The following is a 23,396-nucleotide window of genomic DNA, read 5'->3' on the forward strand; positions in this document are numbered from 1 at the left end:
CGCTTAACACTCATCATTTTCACCATAAAAAATGACCACGAACATACCTCTTATGCAAAAGGTTGTATCCACAATCCATTGTTTCATTTATTCTCCCCCAGACTTTAAATCTATTTTTCCTAAATCACGACTTATTGTTGATGGAAATTTTCTATTTTCTTGCCGTGGATTACGGAAGTAGAAAAAGAAATCTTCATTTGGTGAAAAAACCATTGGAACCTTCTCTAAATTCTTATATTGTTCCATCGCTAACCAAAAATCATAAAAGGATGGATTAACTTTCCTAGCATTCAATAAAATGCGAATACTTTCCGCCTGACCTTCACCACGTGTAATTTCCGCATCACGCTTTGCAGCTGCTACAATTTCTTCATATTCACGGTTAGCTTCTGCTACAATACGATCTCTCTCCTGCTGACCACGAGCACGAATATTTTCCGCAGCCGCCTCACGCTCAGCCGCCATTTGCCGATAGACATCTTCTGAAACAGCATCGGTCAAATCGGTTTTTCGAATACGCACATCCACAATTGTAATACCCAAAGAACCTGCATCAACAGAAAATTGCTGCTGAACTTCAGCCATCATCGCCCCCCGCTCATCTGATAAAGCTGCTTTAAATTCTCTCTTACCATAGACAGCCCGTAAAGCATCAATAAAACGCGGTGCAAGATTTTCACGCGCTGCAATTTGCGGACGCCCTGAAGCAATGCGCTGTAAAAATAATTTAGGATCTGTAATACGATAAATAAAGAATGCATCTACTTCATAATAAGCACCCCCACGAACCTGTACAGATTGTGTAGGAACATCATAACGCAGCAACCTATTATCAACGACAACCATCTTATCCACGAAAGGCATTTTTACATAGATTCCAGGTTTAGACTCTACTTTAACAATTTGCCCAAAGCGCTTAATTGCAACTTGCTGACGAGGATAAACAATAAAAATGGACATCCACAAGACAATCAAAAGAAGCACAACAATACTTAATACAAATACAAAGCGCGATTTCTGCATCATTAATATCCTCCAGAAGTGCGAGAATCTACGAACGGTACAGAACGTAGTGATGTTTCTTTTTCTGGTTTTGATGAATTTTTACGCAGCAAATCATTGAGAGGGAGATAAGGGACTACCGGAGAATTCACCTGATCAAGAAGCAATTTGTTGGGTGAAGAAAAAATACGCCCCATTGTTTCCATATAAATGCGATAGCGTGTAGCCTCTGGTGCTATTGCAGCCTCACGAGCTATAGCCTGAAAGCGCTCAGCACGCCCTGTTGCTTCCTCAATCATTTGCGCTTTTTCACCTTTTGCGATTTCCCGTGTGCGTGATGCTTCACCATTTGCTAAACCAATTTTTGTAAAACGCACACGATTTCCCTCCTCAATCATTCGCCCACGTTCTTGTTCTGCCTGCTGGACAGAATTAAATGCAGCCGCAACCTTCGTAGGGGGAGCAGCTTCACTGATCGACACACGACTTATTTCCACACCAAGTTGATATTTATCTACAGTCAACTGAATAATTTTTCTAACATCACTTGCAACTTCTTCTTTTTTATCACGTAAAACATCATCCACCGGCCTAGAACCAATTACCTCACGCATTGCACTTTCCGCAACTTGACGAACAGTCCCTTCTTGATCATTGACATTAAATAAAAATTGTCCAGGACGCACAATCCGATAGTAAACAGAGAAATTGACATTAACGATATTTTGATCACTCGAGAGCATTAAACCTTCACTTTGTTGTCTTTGACCAGGCTGACCACCAATAGAGATTGTTTTTTCCGTTAAAGGCACTTTCATATAAGTCTCAATTGGCCAAAAGTGGAAATGCAAACCATCGCTAATAATTTCTGCTTTAGGTACACCAAAACGCAACTCCACTGCTTGTTCATTTTGCTGCACAATATAAAGGGATTGGTACAACCAAAAAAACACAATAAACAAAAGAAACAGAAAAAAAATGCCCCCGCCACCAAATTGTTTAAACTGATCTTGCCCTTTACGCAAAATATCATCAAGATTGGGGCTATTGTCACCACCGTTGTGACCACCAGAGCCAAAGATATTCTTAGCCGATGTTTTTTTCTCACCACCAAGTTTATTTTTATCGCCGTTCCACGGTCCACCACCATTTTGATTTGTCCAGGGCATTATCACCTCTTTAACTGACTCATTGAATCAAATGCTCATCACTCATTGTCATCTTATAGGGTGCCTCTTCTCTAATTACAATGCAACTGACAAACTCTTTCCACTTAATTACAAAAATTATTTTCGCTCATAGACTACAAAACGTGTCGAGTGACTATCTTTATCTCCTTGAGGAATATCTTGTGTTTGGACAAGAGTCCACTTATCTTTATCTATAACAGGAAAAAAACTATCCCCTTGAATGGACGCTAAAACTTCTGTAAGGAATATTTTATCTGCAAGATGAAACCCTTGTTGAAAAATTTCACCACCACCAATAATGAAAATGGCATCTGCACCATTTTGAGAAGCTACTTTTTTTGCGATAGCACAGGCTTGAGATAAAGAGTGAGCAATAACAGCACCTTCAGCTGTAAATGTATCATTACGCGTAATAACAATGTTTGTACGCCCTGGTAAAGGACGTCCGATAGAATCCCAAGTCTTTCGTCCCATAATAATAGGGCTACCGAAAGTTAAAGCCTTAAAGCGTTGTAAATCTGTTGATAAATGCCAAGGCATTGCACCTTCATGACCGATAACACCATTTTGTGCAACAGCTGCAATTAAACAAATAGGAAGAGTCATATTGCCACCGGAGCCTTTATATGTGGATGTGCTTCATAATTAAGCAATTCAAAATCCTCAAATTTATAAGAAAAAAGATCTGTCACCGCTGAATTTATACGCATTAACGGTAAAGACTTTGGGACACGAGACAATTGATATTCAGCCTGTTCAAAATGATTAGAATAAAGATGAGCATCACCAAGGGTATGAACAAAATCACCTACTTTTAAACCACTCACTTGTGCAATCATCATCGTTAATAAGGCATAGGAAGCAATATTAAAAGGAACACCTAAGAAAATATCTGCTGAACGTTGATAAAGCTGACAAGACAATTTACCATCCGCAATGTAAAATTGAAAAAAACAATGACAAGGGGGCAAAGCCATCTCTTCTATCAACGCCGGATTCCACGCAGATACAATTAAACGACGAGAATAAGGTATCTTCTTAATCATGGTCAAAAGATCACGAATTTGATCAATATGCCTCCCATCAGGAGTAGGCCAAGAACGCCACTGGTAGCCATAAATAGGGCCAAGATTGCCTTTTTCATCTGCCCATTCATCCCAAATTGATACACCATGTTCCTTCAACCATGCAATATTCGTATCACCTCTCAAAAACCACAAAAGCTCATAAATAATTGAGCGTAAATGTAGTTTTTTTGTTGTTAACAAGGGAAAACCATCCTGCAAATTAAACCGCATTTGATATCCAAAAACCGATCGCGTTCCCACCCCCGTTCGATCTGGACGATCAATACCTTTATTTAACACATGAGATAAAAGACTAAGATACGTTTTCATATAAGCATTATGACCAATTCTCGTAATTACAAAAAATATATATAGATATAAATATTATAAAATTATACTTTAAATCTCTTTTAGCAAACATCTTACACAAGAAATTATAATGATACGATTAAATTTTAATGACGCAACAGATAAAACACTGCCAATACTCCAGAAATAAAATAAACATAAGGGGTTAAAACATGCATGAGACATAAAAGGGGTAGCCTCATGGAAAAAAACGACGCAACGTTAGAACCGCATGATACAAAAAAACATGTTCTTTCTATTATATCCAGTGCATCAAGTAATCTCGTAGAATGGTATAGTTTTTATGTTTATTCATTTACATCTATTTATTTTGCATCGCAATTCTTTCCCTCTAATGAAGATGTTGTTACTGAACTTTTAAAATCTTCCATTGTCCTTTTTATTGGCTTCCTTATGCGTCCCATTGGTGGTTGGCTATTCGGATTTATTGCCGATCGTTATGGACGCAAACGCGCTCTTCTTATTTCTGTTTGTATAATGTGCGGTAGTTCATTTTTTATTGCTCTCCTTCCTACCTATGAAACAATTGGAGCCACAGCAACAGTTCTGCTTATTATACTACATATGCTTCAAGGACTTTCAGTTGGGGGGGAATATGGTACAACAGCAACTTATATGAGCGAAGTTGCACTTAAAAATCGTCGTGGTTTCTTTAGCTCTTTTCAATCTGCAACACTTATCGGTGGTCAATTACTTGCTACTTTAATTATGTCTATTCTTGCATTCTATCTCACTGAAGATCAATTAAAAGCGTGGGGGTGGCGTATCCCTTTTGCCATAGGTGGATTAGGAGCAACTGTTGCGCTTTATCTTCGTCATTTACTTCACGAAACAAGCACTGAAGAAAACCGCTCTAAAAAACAAGCCGGAAGTCTTAAAGAACTTCTCTGTAATCACAGAAAAGCTTTTCTTTTAGTGATTGGTTTTACAGCTGGAGGATCACTCACATTTTATACCTGCACAACGTATATGCATAAATACCTGATTACAACAACCGGTTTTGATAAACACACTGCGACAACAATCATAACTGCCGCACTCTTTATTTTTATGTTGTTCCAACCTCTCTTTGGTTTTCTGTCCGATAAAATTGGTACAAGAACTTTATTGCTTATTTGGAGCATCTTATCTATCGTCTACACAATTCCTATACTGAAAATAATTGGGAGCACTGATAATAAATGGATTGCATTATGTTCCATTATTGGAATGTTCTGCATTTTAAGCCTTTATACTTCCGTCTCTAGTATTGTAAAAGCAGAAATGTTCCCTGCCTCTATACGTGCAATGGGTGTTGGACTTTCTTATGCTATTGCAAATGCAATATTTGGTGGTTCAGCTGAATACATAGCATTCGGATTAAAAAAGATTGGTTATGAATCTGTCTACGCTTTGTATATAATGGGAGTAATGAGTATTGCATTCATTACCATTTTTATTATGCCAGATGCTCGAAAAAAAGGATACCTACAAGAAGATAATATTCATTAACTTGTTTATATTAAACAAAAAGCCCAGCATTTAGGGCTTTTTGTTTCTATAATATATGGAGTGTAATACTTATAAACTTTTATTTTTCCACAATAATATAAGACAAACCCCTCCTCTTTGCAATATACATTATAATACATGAATTTATCTTCATTTTACAAAAAATGCTTTTGCGTTCTATACATAATTCCATATACTTCAAATAAAAAACAAACTGCTCTTTTATAATTTTTTTATATTCAAAACTATTTTTATTCTTTTAACCATATTAACTTTGTTCTTTTTTAAAAATCAAAATATCCCTTTTAATAAATACGAAAAGTCTTTTTCTTAAGGCTACAAAATTAAAGACTTCAAACGATTTACGAATACAACCCTAAAGAAATTTTATAAGAAATTCATATTATACAATTGAATTTTAGTAATATAAATCGTAAACCATTTTAATAAAAAATGAAACATAACTTTAAAAGGGGATATTTAATGAAAAGCGAAACAACTCTCGCACCACATGATGCAAGAAAACGTATTTTTTCTGTCATCTCGAGTGCATCAGGAAATCTTGTAGAATGGTATGATTTTTATGTTTACTCATTTACATCAATCTATTTTGCATCGCAATTTTTTCCTTCAAATGGCGATATCATTACGCAACTGTTAAAAGCTGCAGCGGTCTTTTTTATGGGATTTCTTATGCGCCCTATCGGCGCATGGCTCTTTGGATTTATTGCTGATCGTTATGGACGCAAACGCTCAATGCTCGTTTCTGTCTTTATGATGTGTGGTGGAACATTCCTTATCGCCATACTCCCTACCTATGAAACAATTGGTACAGCAGCCGCAGTTCTTCTTCTTTTAGTTCGAATGTTACAAGGACTTTCTGCGGGGGGTGAATACGGTACAGCAGCAACTTATATGAGTGAAATTGCTCCTAGAAATCATCGTGGCTTTTTTGCTTCCTTCCAATATACCACACTCATTACGGGACAACTTCTTGCTAGTTTTGTCATCTTTCTTTTATCACTTTACCTCACTGAAGATCAGTTAAAAGCATGGGGCTGGCGTATTCCTTTTGTCATTGGTGGATTAGGAGCAATAATTGCACTTTATCTACGCAGCTTACTTCATGAAACAACCACTCAAAAAAGCCGCTCTCAAAAACATGCTGGTAGTCTTAAAGAACTCTTTCGTAACCACAAAAAAGCTTTCTTTTTGGTTGTTGGCTTTACAGCAGGAGGTTCTCTCACATTTTATACCTACACCACTTATATGCAGAAATATCTGATAACAACCAGCGGTTTTGATAAACAAACAGCAACAACAATCATGACTGCAGCACTTTTTATTTTCGTGTTACTCCAACCTTTCTTTGGTTCTCTAGCTGATAGAATTGGAGCAAGAGCTTCACTGATCAGTTGGAGCATCCTCTCCATTATCTGCACAATTCCTGTGCTTAAAATGATTGGTAATACCCACAATACATGGATTGCTTTCTTTGTCATTATTGGCATGCTCTGTATTATGAGTTTTTATACATCCATCGCTGGTATCATAAAAGCAGAACTTTTTCCTGCTTCAATCCGGGCCATTGGAGTTGGGTTTGCTTTTGCTATTGGTAATGCGCTTTTTGGTGGTTCTGCTGAATATGTAGCACTTGGATTTAAAAAGGCGGGACATGAAACTGTCTTCTTTTTTTACATCATTGGTATGATGATTATTGCACTCATCTCAATTCTCTTAATGCCTGATATAGATAAAGGAGGATATCTTAAGGACGATGAAGCCCATTAAATTTTCTACACATAACAAAAAGCTCAATTATTTGAGCTTTTTTTATAAGAAATTTACAAAAACCCAGTAAAAGAAGAAAATCACATGCAATATTTCTTCTCGTCATTCATCTTATAAAAAAATGTTTTGCCTTTTTTAAAAGGTGAAGGACACATCTATAACAATCTATATTGTTTAGATTTTCTCAAATATCTGCATTAATTAACGACAAAAATAATAACAAGTTACACAATTTTTCTTTTCCCTCTCAATACCCTATCCTCAAATTTCCAAACAGCCATTTTCAATGCCCTTTTTACCGATAGTGCATGCATTATGAACTTATTTCTTTAAACCTCTCTCTACGCTTTTAGCGCTAATGTCGCAAAATATTACTCTCTAATAAAATATCCTCCCCCAATAAGCCTGTATAAAATCATTATTATAAAATTGAATTTTTATGATACAAATCACAAAATAACTTTAATAAATAATAAATCTAAAAGGGGGGCATTTCATGGAAAGCAATACCACTTTAACACCGCATGATACAAGAAAACGTATTTTTGCTATCATATCCAGTGCATCAGGTAATCTCGTAGAATGGTATGATTTTTATGTTTACTCATTTACATCAGTTTATTTTGCATCACAATTTTTTCCTTCAAATGGAGATGTTGTTACACAACTCTTAAAAGCCGCAGGCGTCTTTTTTATTGGCTTCCTTATGCGCCCAATTGGAGCGTGGTTCTTCGGCTTTATTGGTGATCGTTATGGACGTAAACGTTCAATGCTTATTTCTATTTTTATGATGTGTGGTGGCTCTTTCTTCATCGCCATACTTCCTACCTACGAAACGATTGGAATAACAGCAGCAATCCTTCTCCTTTTAGCCCGAATGATGCAAGGTCTTTCAGCGGGTGGTGAATACGGTACAGCTGCGACTTATATGAGCGAAGTTGCTCTTAAAAAACACCGTGGTCTTCTTGCTTCTTTCCAATCTGCTACGCTTATCACGGGCCAACTTTTTGCTAGCTTTATTATCTTTATTTTAGCACTTTATCTCACTGAAGATCAGTTAAAAACTTGGGGCTGGCGTATTCCTTTTGTTATTGGCGGCTTTGGAGCAATAATCGCGCTTTATCTACGCCGTTCTCTCCATGAAACCACCACTAAAGAAAGCCGCTCTCAAGTACGAACTGGTAGTCTTAAAGAACTTCTCACAAAACATAGAAAAGCTTTTGTTGTAATTGCTTGTTTTGCATCTGGAGGTTCTCTCACATTTTATACCTGCACCACTTATATGCAAAAATATCTGATTACAACTACCGGCTTTGATAAACATACAGCCACAACAATCATGACTGGTGCACTTTTTATTTTTATACTCTTCCAACCTCTAGCTGGTATGCTAGCAGATAAAATTGGAACAAAAACTTTACTTATCATTTGGAGTGTGCTCTCTGCTATTTTTACATTTCCTGGACTAAGCCTCATCGGTAACACACACAGTACATGGGTTGCCTTCTCAGTCATTATTGGACTGCTCTGTATTATGAGCATGTATACAGCCATCTCTGGTGTTGTAAAATCAGCAATGTTTCCTTCTTCAATACGCGCGTTAGGAGTGAGCTTATCTCATGCTATTGGCAATGCATTTTTTGGTGGTTCTGCTGAATATGTAGCACTTGAATTTAAAAAGGCGGGACATGAACCCTTCTTTTATTTTTACATAACCATTGTAATGATCATTGCATTTATTGCGCTTCTCTTTGTACCGGATATGCGTAAAGGCGGATATCTTCAAGACAATTAATTATATTAAATTTTTCATATTTAATGAAAAAGCCCAAGTAAATTGGGCTTTTTTATAATTATTCCATAAATACACAGTTTTATATTGTTTAAACTTTATGAAGTGCATTTAATTGCTTCGCTACCAGATAATAAAAAGTCACACGACTTTTTCTACGATCCCCAGACATCATACTTGCAACTTTTGAAACAGCTATTTTAGCACTTTGCTCATCAACCCCTAATACATCTTGAACCCATTTTTCAACACGTTCTAGTTCTTTTGGATCCGATGTAGCAACCAACGATGCATCCTGTTTTTTCATCACCAACGCTAAACGACGGCTAAGCCGTTCTATTGCTATTTCATCAGGATTTGAATCATATAGTTTAATATCTGCTAGATCATTTGTCATTCTGCACCCTCTCCTCTCCAAAAATAAGTAGCTGTATTTTACAACCACACTCTATAACTTCTAATAATTTAGAGGATTAAAAATATTAACAACCCCCCCTTTCCGAAAGACTATTCTTCACCTATATTTAAGGGGTTGGTTTACCAACTATGGTAATAAATAGACGGTGAAATAAACCTATTGGACCCGGGGGCGGTACCCGGCGCCTCCACCAAAATATAATTCTTATCGATTATATTTTGGTGGGGGCGAAACAGGATCGACAAAGGCGTAAAGATCGCTCTTTTACTCGGCATTGTACCACCGTTATCGGGCTAAATGAGTAGTTGCAAATGACAACTATGCGGAAGCGCGTCTCGCCGCTTAGGCGATATGTATGCTTCAAATTAAGTCTTAAACCATCGCAGGTTTAAGCGGGGTTCGAAGGCACCTGGCAACAGAAGCCTTCACTTTTTTAATGTTATTGATTGATCTTTTAAGTATTATTTGTCATAAATTTTGTATTCTTTTTCAATTAATTTAGGTGCATCATAGACAAAATATTGTTAGCTTTAAAAAATATTCCATTGCATAATGTTACTCATGCTTGTCTGCTTACGTAAAATAAAAGGAATAAATTTAGATGGTTCAAGATAAAATCCGTTATGATATTCTTGTTCAGGATGCGCTTCGTGGAGTTGTCCGTAAAGTTTTGTCGGAAGTTTCTAAAGCGGGTCTCCCAGGAAATCACCATTTCTTTATTACTTTTTTAACAAATGCGCCCGGCGTAAAAATCTCTCCTCGATTGAAAAGTCGCTATCCAGAGCAAATGACAATCGTTTTACAACATCAGTTTAGAGATTTAAGCGTATCGGAAACAGCCTTCGAAGTTACGCTTTCTTTTAGAGAAGTTACAGAAAAGTTAGTGATTCCTTTTAGTTCTATTCAAGTATTTTATGACCCTATTGCAGCGTTTGAAGCTGCGTTCGATCTTCCCTCTAATCGTACCTCTCGTGAAAATGAAAATTTAGAAAACACCTCAAATCCACCTATCGTTCTGTCGAACAAACCCCAAAAAGAAAATATGCATCCAAAAGAACAAAATCTTACCACAAATAAGGAATCTTCAAACAATGATACAAAACCAAGTGCTGATGTTGTTTCTTTGGATTCTTTTCGGAAAAAATAAATATATCTTCTCATGAGTGAACTTATCAATCTTCGCCAATTCCGCAAACAAAAAAAGCGTTTAGCAAAAACAACACATGCAGAAGAAAATCGTTATCGTTTCGGACGAACAAAAGCTGAGAAGCTTTTTGAGAAAAAAGAATCCTTAAAAGTGCAAAAATTTCTTGATCGAAACCGTTTATTAAATGGTGAAGAAGAGTAGAACAATGCATGTAAATAATTTGATTGATTGGTCAGAAGTGGTTTTGCAAAAAGTATCTGTTCGAATTGATGGACATGCAACCAGTGTATCTTTAGAAAAACCCTTTTTAGACGCCCTCAAAGCTATAGCGCGCAAAAAAGGGCAATCATTAGCCTCTATCATTACTGATATTGATAGCAAAAGACCACAAAAAGTAAATCTTTCATCCGCATTACGGATTTATACACTTCAGAGTGTTCTTACCCAACAGCTTTAAGCCTCATTTCTATTGTATAATCTTTTTTATTTAACAAAAGATGTTGTGCTTTCTTAAGAAAAAACTTTTTAGATCTAGAACTCAAACCTAAAAAAGATTACACATAAGGTATAATGAAAAAATTTTCCAATCATATCCCATTCTTTAAAGAAGATGAATCTCCTCCTCATCATGAAAAAAGCTCTGGAGATACAGCTTATGATGTAAGAGAAAAAGCACACTGTAATGCCGACTATTTAGAACAGCTCAATCCCGAACAACAACAATCTGTTATGACAACAGAAGGGCCTCTTTTAGTTCTTGCAGGTGCTGGTACTGGAAAAACGCGTGTTCTGACAACCCGTATTGCTCATATTTTACGCTCTGGACTTGCCTCACCTCAGCAAATACTTGCTGTGACCTTTACCAACAAAGCAGCACGCGAAATGCAAATACGCATCGGTATGCTTATTGGTAAAATAGTTGAAGGGATGCCTTGGCTTGGAACTTTTCATTCTACTGGGGCAAAAATTTTGCGCCGTCACGCAGAACTTATCGATTTAAAGAGCAATTTTACAATTCTTGATAGCGATGATGTTATTCGACTTTTAAAACAACTTATTCAAGCTGAAGGGTTAGACGATAAACGGTGGCCAGCAAAAAACTTTGCGATGATGATTGATTCTTGGAAAAATCAAGGACTTTCACCAGAACATATTTCAGAAAGTGATAACCATTCCTTTGGCAATGGTATGGGACGTAAACTCTACCGTAGCTATCAGCATCGATTAAAGACACTTAATGCTTGTGATTTCGGTGATCTTCTTCTTCATACTATTTCTATCTTTCAACACAATCCAGACATTCTTCGCGAATATCATTCCCAATTCCGCTATATCCTTGTAGATGAATATCAAGATACGAATACAGCACAATATCTTTGGCTTCGCCTTTTAGCACAACAACCTAAAGGGCAGCACGTCAATCTTTGCTGTGTTGGTGATGATGACCAGTCTATTTACGGATGGCGTGGTGCAAAAGTTGATAATATATTACGTTTTGCGCAAGATTTTCCTCCTGCAAAAATTATTCGCTTAGAACGTAATTATCGTTCAACATCACATATCCTTAAAGCCGCTTCTCATTTAATTTCTTATAATAAAGAAAGACTTGGAAAAACACTTTTTTCTGATCAAAGAAAAAGTGAAGAAGAAAAAGTAAAAATTCATGCAGCATGGGATTCTGAAGAGGAAGCGCGTGCAATTGGTGAAGAAATTGAACGCGCCCAACAAGCCGGTCATGCACTAAATCATATGGCGATATTGGTACGTGCTTCCTTCCAAATGCGTGAATTTGAAGATCGTTTTGTAACTCTTGGTCTTAACTACCGTGTTATTGGCGGCCCGCGTTTTTATGAACGCAGGGAAATACGTGATGCTATGGCCTATTTTCGTGTTGTTGTACAACCCGCAGATGATTTAGCTTTTGAACGCATTATTAATACCCCTAAACGCGGTTTAGGAGATGCGACCCTACGTACGCTTTATCAAAGGGCACGAGCACGTGCTATCCCTCTCTTTTTTGCGGCAACTGAAATCATTGAAACGGATGAACTAAAACCTAAAGCACGTAGCACTTTACGAAACATTGTTGAAGACTTTCGTCGCTGGCAAAATATGTTACAAGATATGCCTCATAAAGAGCTTGCTGAAACAATCCTTGATGATTCAGGTTATACCACTATGTGGTTAGAAGATCGCTCACCAGAAGCACCAACAAGATTAGAGAATCTAAAAGAAATGATCCGCTCTATGGAACAATTTGAAAGTCTCCAAAGCTTTTTAGAACATGTTGCATTGGTTATGGATTCTGAAAACAATGAAAATATGGATGCTATCAACATCATGACTCTTCATTCAGCCAAAGGGCTTGAATTTGAAACTGTTTTTCTTCCGGGTTGGGAAGAAGGACTCTTTCCCCATCAACGTTCATTGGATGAAGGTGGACAGACAGGATTGGAAGAAGAACGGCGCCTAGCTTATGTAGGAATCACAAGAGCAAAAAAATATCTGCATATATGGTTTGTTTCTAATCGGAGAATTCATGGACTTTGGCAATCCACACTTCCTTCCCGTTTTCTTGATGAATTACCAAAAGAGCATATAGAAATTGTAAAAATGGAAACATCTTTTGGCGGTTATAGCAAATCAAATTTTCAACAATACAATTCCTTTTATAATACCCATCCTACACGAAGACAGGATCGTGCACAAAAAAATATTGAAGGAAAAGTTATCAGCCAATCCATTGCTGATACACCATCAGATTTTTCAATTCATGATCGTGTTTTTCACATAAAATTTGGGTACGGTCATATTTCAGCGATAGATGGGCATAAGTTAACTATTCTCTTTGAAAAAGCTGGAGAGAAGCGCGTACTCGATAACTTTGTAAGCAAAACTTAGTAAGAACAAACACCGTTATTTTTTATTACATTACGAATATTACTTCCATTTATCAATAAAAGCTTGAATAGATAAGTTTTGCATATCAGGCAAGGCACTATGGATTTTATCAAGTGGCCAATTCCACCAAGCCATATCTAAGAGACCTTTAATGACATCATCCAAAAAGCGCATTCGTAACAGCTTTGCAGGAACACCACCAACAATCATATAAGGAAGGACATCTTTTGTTACAACAGCATTTGCACCAATCACTGCGCCATGTCCGACTGTCACTCCAGGCATAATAACTGCACCATGTCCAATCCAAACATCATGCCCAATCATAACACGTTTTGCACAACGTCTTTCACGAAAAGATTGGTCCAGCGGTATATAACGAAAATACTCATTAGGGCGATATGTTATTTTATGCGTTGAAAGGCGTTCCATAGGGTGTTCTAAGGCATTGAGACGAACATGGGATGCAATAGAACAAAAACGCCCAATATCGCTATAAATAGCTTCACTGTTACGCTCAAAATAAGAAAAATCTCCAACAGTTACATCACGCAAAATCACACGTTCATTGATTTCCACATAACGCCCCAATTTACAGCCACATAACCGTGCCGTTGTGTTAATTCGTGGTTCATATGCACGAAATCGAAGATCTTTCTGAATATCCATTTTTACCGGTTTTTTTTAAAAATATAAGAAAACATACTGATCATATAAACAAAATCAATCATGAAACAAAGATTGCAAAACAAATTCACTAATGCTAGAGTTTTTCCTACCTTTTTAAGAGAGTTAAATTATGAAAAATGTCATACGCATCTTAGGGTTAACAGTTATATTTATTGCTGGTATTTTTACTTATGATGCATTTATAAATAAACCTTTAGGTGATCAATTTACATTAATTGATTCAAATGGAAAAACCATTACCGAAGCTGACATTCGAAGTACTCCTTCCATTATCTTCTTTGGCTTTACTATGTGTCCTGAGACTTGCCCAACAACACTGCTTAATCTTGATAGATGGCTTACAGAACTTGGACCAGATGCTCATAAATTAGGGGTATGGTTTGTCACCGTTGATCCTGAACGCGATACACCAAAAGTTCTTCATGATTATCTGAATAACTTTACAAACAAAATTGTAGGGATCAGTGGAAATCCTGAAAAAGTGCATAAAATGGTGGATTCTTTTAATATTGTTGCCGAAAAAGTACCTGGGACAGATGGGAACTATACCTATAATCACACAGCAGCAATTTTCCTTCTCAAAAAAGGTGGAAAGCTTGCTGGTATTATTCCCTATAAACCTCAAGAAAGTGACAGTGAATTACATGATGAGATTGCCATTAAACGACTTAAAAAACTTGTTTCAAACTAAATTAAAAAGCTAATTTTAAGACAAAGGATAGGATGCCCCATCAAATTCGTTTATATCATACTGCTTCTAAAAGCGAAGCAGAACAGTCTTATGCTCTTATGGAAACAACCTTTGAGGAAGAAGGCTATCCTCTCGCTCTTGTAGAAATAGATGAGGAAAATTCTATCTATGAATTGTCGCTTTATGTAAACAAAAATAATCAAGAAACCGCTTGTAAGAAATTTGCGAACATCCTTTCTATTGATCTTGATAAAGTCAAGATGGAGGTTTTACCCGATATTGATTGGGTACAGAAAAGTTTAGAAGGGCTAAAGCCTGTGCACACTGGTCCCTTTTTCCTTTATGGAAGCCATAATAAAAATGATATTCCAGCAAATGTTTTACCTATTGAAATTGAAGCCAATCAAGCCTTTGGTACCGGACATCACGCAACAACAACTGGTTGTTTAGAAATGATTGCCAAAGTAATGCAGAATGAAAATCCACAAAATGCCCTTGATCTTGGTACAGGCAGTGGAGTTCTTGCTATTGGTATTGCAATGCTCAAACCCATTTCTATACTTGCATCCGATATTGATCCAATTGCTATTCAAGTTGCACAGCATAATATTAATATCAATGGTGTAAAAGAATATATTACAGCTATCACAGCAACAAATTTTAATCACGATCAAATTTTATCGCGTGCACCTTTTGATCTCATTGTTGCCAATATCCTTGCCAATCCTCTTATTGAACTTGCGCAAGAGATGGTAAAAGCACTCCAAAAAGGTGGATCAATCATACTCTCTGGAATTTTAGAAGAGCAACACGCTCATGTTTTGGAAGCCTATGTACAACAAGGTCTAAGACATATTGAAACAAACAATCGACAAGGATGGGTTACGATACATCTGAAATAAAAGAAAAGGACGTTGCTATGTACCAGTCTTTTGAAGCAACAACAAATCCAGCTCATGCTAAAGAACGCATTGCCTCTCTTCGTGAAGAACTCGATCATCTCGGATTAGATGGCTTTCTTGTCCCGCGATCAGATGAACATCAAGGAGAATATGTCCCACCACATGCGCAACGTCTTAGCTGGCTTACTGGTTTTACAGGATCATCAGGTATTGCACTCATTTTAAAAAATAAAGCGATACTCTTTACCGATGGACGCTATAAACTCCAAGTTCGCCAACAAACTGATCCTCTTATTTTTGAATATGAAGATCTTATAACTTTTTCCCCTTCACAATGGCTTGAAGAAAATGGACAAAAACTTTCCATTGGTTTTGACCCATGGCTTCATACTATTTCTGCTACAAAAGCCCTTAAAAAAGCATTAGAATGTAAAGCAGGTGGAAAACTTGTTGCAGTTCAGTCCAATCCTATTGATCTGATCTGGCATGACCGGCCACAATCGCCACAATCTGCTTTATCAATTCACTCTCTTCAATATGCAGGATGCGATAGTGAAGAAAAGCTATCCTTAATTCGTAAAGAGATCCAGAAAGCTAAGGCAGACGCTTTTATTTTTACAGATCCTTCTTCTATTGCATGGATATTTAACATACGTGGTAATGATGTTTCTAATACACCTTTTACTCTTTGTTTTTCCCTCATTACAGTCAAAGATACACCCGCATTATTTATTGAAGGCAAAAAATTGGAAAGAGAACAGAAACAGTATCTGGAACGTTATGCAACATTATATGAACCAAACCAACTCATTTCAAAAATAAAAAATCATGTTCAAAAAGGAACGGTTTTTGCCTTAGATCCGCAGCTAACATGTGAAAAACTGCGTACTATTATCAAAGAAGAAGGATATTCTTTTATTCCCCTCACCGATCCTGCTTCTCTACCGCGTGCTGTTAAAAATAACGTAGAATTAAACGGTGCACGAAAAGCACACTTGCGTGATGGCGTTGCTCTAACACGTTTTTTCTCTTGGTTAGATAAGCAAATACCAGAAACAATAAATGAAATTTCTGCGGCTCAAAAATTAGAAGAATTACGTATAAATACAGCAAACGAAATGGGAGAAAAACTTGAAGATCTCTCTTTTGATACAATTTCAGCAGCAGGTGCAAATGGTGCCATTGTTCATTACCGTGTAACAACTGAAACCAACAAAAAACTCAAAGCTGGGGAACTTTATCTTGTTGATTCCGGTGGACAATATCGTGATGGTACCACAGATGTTACACGTACAGTAGCCATTGGAAATATTGCAGAAGAAGAAAAACGCTGTTTTACTCTAGTTCTTAAAGGCATGATTGCTCTTTCAACGGCGCGCTTTCCAAAAGGTACACGAGGACAAGATATTGATGTTCTAGCACGTATTGCATTATGGAAAGCTGGTTTTGATTATGCTCATGGTACGGGTCATGGAGTTGGCTCTTATCTCTCTGTTCATGAAGGACCACAAAATATTTCGCGCAAAGGAAACCAAGAATTACTTCCTGGAATGATTGTTTCTAATGAACCTGGATATTATCGTGAAGGTGCTTTTGGTATTCGTATTGAAAATTTACTCATTGTAAAACCAGCACAAAAAATGAATGGTGAAGATAAAGAAATGCTTTCGTTTGAAACACTCACACACTGCCCCATTGACCGCAGACTTATCCTTCCAGAGCTTTTAACACAAGAAGAGCGACAATGGCTCAATGATTATCACGCGCGTGTTTATCAAATGAATATGCCTTACTTAAATGAAGAAGATAAAAAATGGATAAAAGAAGCAACCATGCCTCTTTAAGTGCAATAGAACCTATATCTTCTAACTGCCTTACAAAACATCATAGAGCCTTTCTTTTTTTAATATGATTTATTTTTAGTAAAAATATAAAAATACTTTTGAAAGCCTTTACTCAATTCATATATTGAAAAAAATTATTGCGAAATTTTTTTCAATAAAAGGAAATCATTTGCAACGATCCTATTTATTATGCTTTAAAAAGCCATCTAAACATAATGTGCTTCAATCAGCTGTAGCCAAGCTTCTTCATTGATAACTTGAACACCTAACGCTTCTGCTTTAGCCAATTTCGATCCAGCTCCATCTCCAGCAACAAGAAAATCGGTTTTTTTAGAAAGTGAATTGGAAGTCTTTGCTCCTGCTCTCTCTGCTAATGCTTTTGCTTCATCGCGTGACATATGTATTAAAGTTCCTGTAAAAACAATGATTTTTCCAGCTACAGGCGAAGATGATGTCATAACAGGTTCCTCATCAAGAGGCATAACTTCTTTAAGCAAAGCAGATAAAATATCACGATTATGGGATTCTTGATAAAAATCAACAATTGCACCCCCTACCTGCGGTCCAATACCTTCAATATTGGTAAGCTCAATCCAAGCTTCATTACCTTCTTTATTCTCTGTTTTACACGGCATAACCGCTGCTATCACCGCATCTTCAAAAGCTTTATAATTTTGATAAGCGCGAGCAAGACGGCGTGCATTAACTTCTCCAACATGACGAATTCCTAGTGAAAATAAAAAACGACTTAAGGAAATTTTTCTACGTGCATTAATAGCATCATAAAGTTTACGCACTGAAACAGCACCAAAGCCCTCCATATTTTCTAAACGTACCAGAGCATTTTCCTGACGACGTTGTAACGTAAAGATATCAGCTGGTGTATGAATACGAAGTGTCTCGTCTTGAACATGAAAGAAAAATTCTACCTGTTTTTTTCCAAGTCCTTCAATATCAAAAGCATTGCGTGCAACAAAATGGCGAATACGCTCAATTGCCTGTGCAGGACAAATAAGCCCGCCTGTACACCGCCGTACAGCCTCTCCTATTTCACGTACAGCATGGCTTCCACAAGCAGGACACAGACGAGGAAAAATAAAAGCTGAAGAATCGTTTTGGCGCTTTTCAGAAATGATATCAACAACTTGAGGAATTACATCACCAGCACGTTGTACAATCACTGTATCACCTACACGGATATCACGTCCTTCACGAATGGGCTCTCCTTTATGACCAATTCCCTTAATATAATCCTCATTATGTAAACTTGCATTGGTAACCACCACACCACCAATGGTAATAGGGCTAAGGCGTGCAACAGGCGTTAATGCTCCTGTACGACCAACTTGGATATCAATGTCTTCCAAAAGGGTCATAGCTTTTTCTGCTGGAAATTTATGCGCAATAGCCCAACGTGGTGAACGAGAAACAAACCCTAAGCGCGTTTGGAGAATTAAATCGTTAACTTTATAAACAATCCCATCAATATCATAGCTTAAAGAATGTCGGCGTTCTTCAATATCATGATAATAGGAAATGATCTCTTCTACTGTCTGAAAAACTTTTGTAAATGGATTGATAACAAAGCCATATTCTTTTAGCTTTTCCATCATCTCCATTTGACTTTTTGCAAACATCTCACTCACTTCACCACAAGCATAAGCAAAAAATTGCAACTTCCTGCTAGAAGTTATTCGTGAATCAAGCTGACGTAGCGAACCAGCAGCTGCATTTCTAGGGTTAGCAAAAGTTAACTTTCCCTGTTCTTGTTGACTCATATTAAGCGCTTGAAAATCCTCCCGTGCCATATAAACTTCCCCACGAACCTCCAGAATATCAGGACATTTTCCTTGCAAAACTTGTGGGATATCAGAAATTGTCCGTGCATTCACGGTGACATTTTCTCCAATATATCCATCACCACGTGTTGCAGCGCACACAAGCCGCCCCTTTTCATAGCGTAAAGATAAAGACAAGCCATCAATTTTTGGCTCTGCTGTTATTTCTAAGACTTGTGTTTTTTGAAAGCGTAAAAAACGACGAATACGTTCAATAAAATCACTGACATCTTCAGGAGTAAATGCATTATCAAGTGAAAGCATCGGCTGCGCATGAATAGCTTTTTCAAACTTTTCAGAAACCGGTGCACCAACTTTATGTGAAGGAGAATCAGTACGAATAAGTTCAGGAAAGAGAGCTTCAATTTTTGCATTACGCTGACGAAGAGCATCATATTCTGCATCAGAAATTTCAGGCTGATCATCACTATTGTACAAAACATCATGATGTGCAATTTCTTTTGCTAACCACTCCAATTCTCTCTCTGCTTCAAGAATAGTCAGATTCTCAATCGCCTTTTTATTCATAATAATCTATTCCAAATGATAGGCTAACAACCATAAAAATATTAATGCTTTATCACAAACAGAAGCCGCATAAACACATGCTCTTTCGTGCAATTCTTGATAAGCAAGTCTTTATCACTTAATTACTTAATCTTTATGCAAGAAGCTTTTGAGCTGCTGCACGCGCCTCTTCAGTAATCTGTTCTCCTGCCAACATACGGGCAATTTCTTCTGCACGTTCATGTTCTTCCATTTTATGAATCCCCGTAACGAAGCAGCCTTTATCATCACTTTCTACCTTTGAAATAAGAAAATGACTGTGCGCTTTCGATGCAACCTGTGGCGCATGTGTAATAGCAAAAACCTGAATTTTATCTGATAAACGCTGAAGCCGTTGCCCAATAGCAGCAGCAACAGCCCCACCAACACCAGTATCAATTTCATCAAAAATCAGTGTAGGAGCTGACCCACAATCGGATAAGACAACCTTTAATGCCAATAAAAAACGAGACAACTCACCACCAGAAGCAACACTCAACATGGGACCAGCGCGTGTTCCTGGATTAGTCCGAACCCAATATTCAACACGATCTATCCCCTCCGCACTTCGTTTTTCAGCCTCACTTTGTATTTCAACAATAAATTCTGCCTTTTCTAATTTTAACGCTGGCAACTCAGCCATAACCTTTTCAGACAGGTGCTTTGCTGCATCTCGACGCTTTATTGACAACGCTTGCGCTAACGTATCATAATTTTTCTGTGCTTTACGCGTTTCCTCTTCAAAGCGTGTTAATGTGATCTGAGCTTCCTCAAAATTCATCAATTCAGCGTTCATTTTATCACGCAAATGGACCAATTCATCTGCAGAAACCTTATATTTACGCGCAAATCCGCGAAGAGCAAAAAGGCGTTCTTCTATACGTTCCAATTCATCAGGTTCAAAATTCAAGGCCTGCATTGCTGCTTCAATGCCATCTTGTGCTGTTGAAAGCGCATGCAATGCCTCATCAATAGATGTTACCACAGGTGTAATAATCTCTTGTGCTTCAGGAATTTTTCTCTCCAAGCGCCTCACCAAATTAGACAACAGCGGAATTGGTGATTTTTGTCCACTTAAAAGATCATCAGCTTCTTTAATATCCGTTGCTATTTTTTCTAATTTAAGCATATCAGCACGACGAAAAGATAACATCTCTTCTTCACCCGCTTGAAAATCAAATTTTTCAAGTTCCTCTACACAAGCACGCAGATAATCAGCCTCACGTATTGCATTTTCTACTTTAAGACGCTGTTGCTGCAAACGCTCCTCACATTCACACCATATCTGATAAGATTGACGCAAATCTTCTGTTTCACACTCCAACCTTCCAAAAGCATCTAATAATTGACGATGTGTGGCAACATCAATAAGTGCACGATCATCATGCTGTCCATGAATTTCAACCAGTAAACGCCCAACATTGCGCATCAATGTAACACTAGCAACCTGATCATTAATAAAAACACGGCTCCGTCCATCATTTGATTGCACACGCCGTAGAATAATATCGCCTTCATCATCAAAACCATTCTGACGAATAAGCTGACGAACAGGATGTGAAACAGGTACATCAAAAACAGCCGTCACCTGCCCGTGAGCAGCACCTTGACGCACAAGTGATGCATCACCCCGCGCTCCAAGAGCAAGCGACAAAGCATCCAGTAAAATAGACTTTCCAGCACCTGTTTCTCCGGTTAAAACAGATAAGCCCGCTGTAAAATGAATATCGAGCATTTCGATCAAAACAATATTATGAATCGAAAGCTGTATCAGCATATAAAATCAACGCACCTTATGTTTGTCACTACTTAAAGCATGTGAAATCCACGAGGATTTATGCTCATGTGGTGATATTTTATTCTTTTGCAATAAATTATAAGCAAATTTATACCACTCACTTTTGGGATAATTACGTCCTAAAATGGCCGCAGCCGTTTGCGCTTCTGCCGTTAAACCAAGAGCAAGATTAACCTCTGTTAAACGAAAGAGAGCTTCTTCAATTTGATTGGTATCGGAATATTCCTCTACCACTGTACGAAATCTTCTACTTGCAGCAAGATAACGCCGCCCTTCTTCATAATAACGTCCAATCTGCATTTCCTTACCAGCAAGCTGTTCTCGCCCAAAACGTATTTTTACTTTAGCATCCTTAACATACTCAGAATGCGGATAGCGCTCTATAAGAAGCTGCATAGCAGCAATCGCTCGTTTGGTATCACGTTGATCCCGTGTAACGTCAGGAATTCGACGAAAAGAAGAAAGACCAATAATATAATAAGCATAAGCGGAATCACTTGCCTCTGGATAAAGAGTAATATAGCGTTGAGCCATGCTAATTGAATCATCATATTTACCAAGCTGATAATGCGTAAAAGCCCCCATGACTAAAGCCTTACGCCCCCAATCTGTATAAGCATACTGCTTTTCAATTGCTAAAAACTTTTTTGCTGCATCTCCAAGCTTTCCACTATTAAGGCTAGCAAGTGCCTGATTATATAAAACATCTGGTGGATCAATATTTAAAACATAGGCAGATGGATCGAGGGTATTTTTTTCTTTAAATAAACAACCTGCTAACACAAAACTTCCCCCTAAAAGAGCAACGCCCAATACTTTGCTTACAATGTTTGATTTCCTATATGCCATATTTCCAGCACACACATAATATTTTGTCATAGTTATTCCGGCCTCCAGAGAATATCCACTTGTAGCAAAAATGGTTTATATAAAATTCTTATAGCATATTACTTTAAAAATTCACTAACCAAATTTAGTGCTTTTGGTCAATCATCCCCTTAAAAAACAAACAAACTACAACATTTTTCTTTACTCTTTCTATAAATAGCTTTCTTCATAACATGATTTGTCTGCTAAAATTGCCTTCACCAATTGTGAATTAATGCTATGCCCACTACAATAGGAACGAAATAGTCCAATAAAAGGTGCTCCAAGTAAAGCAGTATCTCCAATTGCATCAAGCGTTTTATGCCGAACATACTCATTTGTCCAATAAGTTCCCTCTAAATTCATAACTTCGTCATTAAGATCAATAATAAGGGAATTTTCCAAAGAAGCACCTATCCCCTTCTCAGAAGCCCATAATTTTTCTACATCTTTGACAAAACCAAAAGTACGTGCACGTGACAAATCATCACGAAATCCTTGTGTAGTCAAATCAAAGCTTAAATGTTGTTCACCAATAGCGGAAGAAGAAAAAGAGAGCGTTACATCAAAACGGCACCCATCAAACGGTAAAAATTCTGCCATACCGCCGGCTGCTTTAACACACAACGGTTTCTGTATAATAAAATAAGACCGTAATGCATCTTGTTGCACAAAGCCAACCTCCTCAAAAGCTTGACAATATGGCCATGAAGAACCATCTAAAATCGGGATTTCATGACTCGATACTTCAATAATAAGATTATCTAAATTATAAGCAGAAATTGCTGCCATTAAATGCTCAATTGTTTCAATTCTGTACTCTCCATCTCCAAGAACTGTTGATAATTCAGTCGTTCCTGTTTGCGATGCATGTGCTTTAAATATTTGTTCTTTTCCATCTACACCACAACGTTTGAAAACAATACCATTCCCTACATCAGCGGGAGAAATCTTCACCACAGATACACATCCACTGTGCACTCCAACTCCCTTCAATGTCACAGCTTTTTTAAGAGTAGACTGATATTTTTGCATTAATTTCATCCTATCTC

Annotated in this window: 20 protein-coding genes and 1 other RNA gene; 11 read left to right on the top strand and 10 right to left on the bottom strand. The window is 37.4% G+C overall.

Going from position 1 to position 23,396, the window contains the following annotated elements:
* Nucleotides 1–87: 87 nt before the first annotated feature.
* From hflC to K3248_RS00075, 4 genes are all read right to left on the bottom strand, one after another.
* The gene (hflC, locus tag K3248_RS00060) at nt 88–1,023 is read right to left on the bottom strand and encodes a protease modulator HflC (RefSeq protein ID WP_220716577.1); all 936 of its coding nucleotides are present in this window, start codon (nt 1,021–1,023) and stop codon (nt 88–90) included.
* A gap of 2 nt (nt 1,024–1,025) precedes the next feature.
* Nucleotides 1,026–2,171, bottom strand: coding sequence for an FtsH protease activity modulator HflK (hflK, locus tag K3248_RS00065; RefSeq protein ID WP_220716343.1), 1,146 nt, complete (start codon nt 2,169–2,171; stop codon nt 1,026–1,028).
* A gap of 117 nt (nt 2,172–2,288) precedes the next feature.
* Nucleotides 2,289–2,798: a dihydrofolate reductase gene (locus tag K3248_RS00070; RefSeq protein ID WP_220716344.1), complete on the bottom strand. Its 510-nt coding sequence runs from the start codon at nt 2,796–2,798 to the stop codon at nt 2,289–2,291.
* Entirely contained in the window at nt 2,795–3,589 is a 795-nt protein-coding gene (locus tag K3248_RS00075; RefSeq protein WP_220716345.1) for a thymidylate synthase, read from the bottom strand. The genes K3248_RS00070 and K3248_RS00075 overlap by 4 nt, the downstream gene beginning before the upstream one ends.
* Before the next feature lie 219 nt (nt 3,590–3,808).
* Here K3248_RS00075 and K3248_RS00080 point away from each other — a divergent pair, with 219 nt between their 5' ends.
* The 3 genes from K3248_RS00080 (at nt 3,809) to K3248_RS00090 (ending at nt 8,705) form a co-directional block, all read left to right on the top strand.
* Nucleotides 3,809–5,119 (top strand): MFS family transporter, encoded by a 1,311-nt coding sequence (locus K3248_RS00080; RefSeq protein WP_220716346.1) that lies wholly within the window; start codon nt 3,809–3,811, stop codon nt 5,117–5,119.
* Between the two features lie 483 nt (nt 5,120–5,602).
* Complete coding sequence (locus tag K3248_RS00085; protein ID WP_220716347.1) at nt 5,603–6,910, top strand: MFS family transporter; 1,308 nt, start codon at nt 5,603–5,605, stop codon at nt 6,908–6,910.
* Between the two features lie 496 nt (nt 6,911–7,406).
* The gene (locus K3248_RS00090) at nt 7,407–8,705 is read left to right on the top strand and encodes an MFS transporter (protein WP_220716348.1); all 1,299 of its coding nucleotides are present in this window, start codon (nt 7,407–7,409) and stop codon (nt 8,703–8,705) included.
* Between the two features lie 88 nt (nt 8,706–8,793).
* Here K3248_RS00090 and K3248_RS00095 read toward each other — a convergent pair whose 3' ends face one another.
* Nucleotides 8,794–9,099, bottom strand: a complete 306-nt coding sequence (locus tag K3248_RS00095; RefSeq protein WP_220716349.1) for a DUF2853 family protein — start codon at nt 9,097–9,099, stop codon at nt 8,794–8,796.
* 95 nt (nt 9,100–9,194) lie between these two features.
* Here K3248_RS00095 and ssrA point away from each other — a divergent pair.
* The 5 genes from ssrA (at nt 9,195) to K3248_RS00120 (ending at nt 13,168) form a co-directional block, all read left to right on the top strand.
* Nucleotides 9,195–9,550, top strand: a transfer-messenger RNA (tmRNA) gene (ssrA, locus tag K3248_RS00100).
* A 171-nt stretch (nt 9,551–9,721) separates the two neighbouring features.
* Nucleotides 9,722–10,267, top strand: coding sequence for an SspB family protein (locus K3248_RS00105; RefSeq protein ID WP_220716350.1), 546 nt, complete (start codon nt 9,722–9,724; stop codon nt 10,265–10,267).
* Between the two features lie 12 nt (nt 10,268–10,279).
* A complete protein-coding gene (locus K3248_RS00110; protein ID WP_220716351.1) occupies nt 10,280–10,468 on the top strand; it encodes a DUF4169 family protein in 189 nt (62 codons plus the stop codon).
* 4 nt (nt 10,469–10,472) lie between these two features.
* Nucleotides 10,473–10,724, top strand: a complete 252-nt coding sequence (locus K3248_RS00115) for a ribbon-helix-helix domain-containing protein (RefSeq protein ID WP_220716352.1) — start codon at nt 10,473–10,475, stop codon at nt 10,722–10,724.
* 113 nt (nt 10,725–10,837) lie between these two features.
* The gene (locus K3248_RS00120; protein ID WP_220716353.1) at nt 10,838–13,168 is read left to right on the top strand and encodes an ATP-dependent helicase; all 2,331 of its coding nucleotides are present in this window, start codon (nt 10,838–10,840) and stop codon (nt 13,166–13,168) included.
* 39 nt (nt 13,169–13,207) lie between these two features.
* On the opposite strand, the gene K3248_RS00125 is transcribed toward K3248_RS00120, so the two are convergent.
* Nucleotides 13,208–13,837, bottom strand: coding sequence for a DapH/DapD/GlmU-related protein (locus tag K3248_RS00125; RefSeq protein WP_220716354.1), 630 nt, complete (start codon nt 13,835–13,837; stop codon nt 13,208–13,210).
* Nucleotides 13,838–13,967: 130 nt separating this feature from the next.
* Between K3248_RS00125 and K3248_RS00130 the strand changes: the two genes are divergently transcribed.
* From K3248_RS00130 to K3248_RS00140, 3 genes are read left to right on the top strand one after another with little or no spacing between them, the layout of a single operon-like run.
* Complete coding sequence (locus K3248_RS00130; protein ID WP_220716355.1) at nt 13,968–14,549, top strand: SCO family protein; 582 nt, start codon at nt 13,968–13,970, stop codon at nt 14,547–14,549.
* Between the two features lie 32 nt (nt 14,550–14,581).
* Nucleotides 14,582–15,451 carry a 50S ribosomal protein L11 methyltransferase gene (locus K3248_RS00135; RefSeq protein ID WP_220716356.1) on the top strand — a complete coding sequence of 290 codons (870 nt, stop codon included), beginning with the start codon at nt 14,582–14,584 and terminating at the stop codon, nt 15,449–15,451.
* Nucleotides 15,452–15,468: 17 nt separating this feature from the next.
* Entirely contained in the window at nt 15,469–17,295 is a 1,827-nt protein-coding gene (locus tag K3248_RS00140) for an aminopeptidase P family protein (protein ID WP_220716357.1), read from the top strand.
* 206 nt (nt 17,296–17,501) lie between these two features.
* Here K3248_RS00140 and ligA read toward each other — a convergent pair whose 3' ends face one another.
* The 4 genes from ligA to lpxC all read right to left on the bottom strand — a co-directional run bounded on the left by ligA (nt 17,502) and on the right by lpxC (nt 23,388).
* On the bottom strand, nt 17,502–19,661 hold the full coding sequence (gene ligA, locus K3248_RS00145) for an NAD-dependent DNA ligase LigA (RefSeq protein WP_220716358.1): 2,160 nt from the start codon (nt 19,659–19,661) through the stop codon (nt 17,502–17,504).
* Nucleotides 19,662–19,794: 133 nt separating this feature from the next.
* Nucleotides 19,795–21,456, bottom strand: coding sequence for a DNA repair protein RecN (recN, locus tag K3248_RS00150; RefSeq protein WP_220716359.1), 1,662 nt, complete (start codon nt 21,454–21,456; stop codon nt 19,795–19,797).
* Nucleotides 21,457–21,462: 6 nt separating this feature from the next.
* Nucleotides 21,463–22,356, bottom strand: coding sequence for an outer membrane protein assembly factor BamD (locus K3248_RS00155; RefSeq protein ID WP_220716360.1), 894 nt, complete (start codon nt 22,354–22,356; stop codon nt 21,463–21,465).
* Between the two features lie 159 nt (nt 22,357–22,515).
* Nucleotides 22,516–23,388: a UDP-3-O-acyl-N-acetylglucosamine deacetylase gene (gene lpxC, locus K3248_RS00160; RefSeq protein WP_220716361.1), complete on the bottom strand. Its 873-nt coding sequence runs from the start codon at nt 23,386–23,388 to the stop codon at nt 22,516–22,518.
* Nucleotides 23,389–23,396 lie beyond the last annotated feature (8 nt).

This window comes from Bartonella raoultii, from assembly GCF_019659805.1.
GTDB lineage: Bacteria > Pseudomonadota > Alphaproteobacteria > Rhizobiales > Rhizobiaceae > Bartonella > Bartonella raoultii.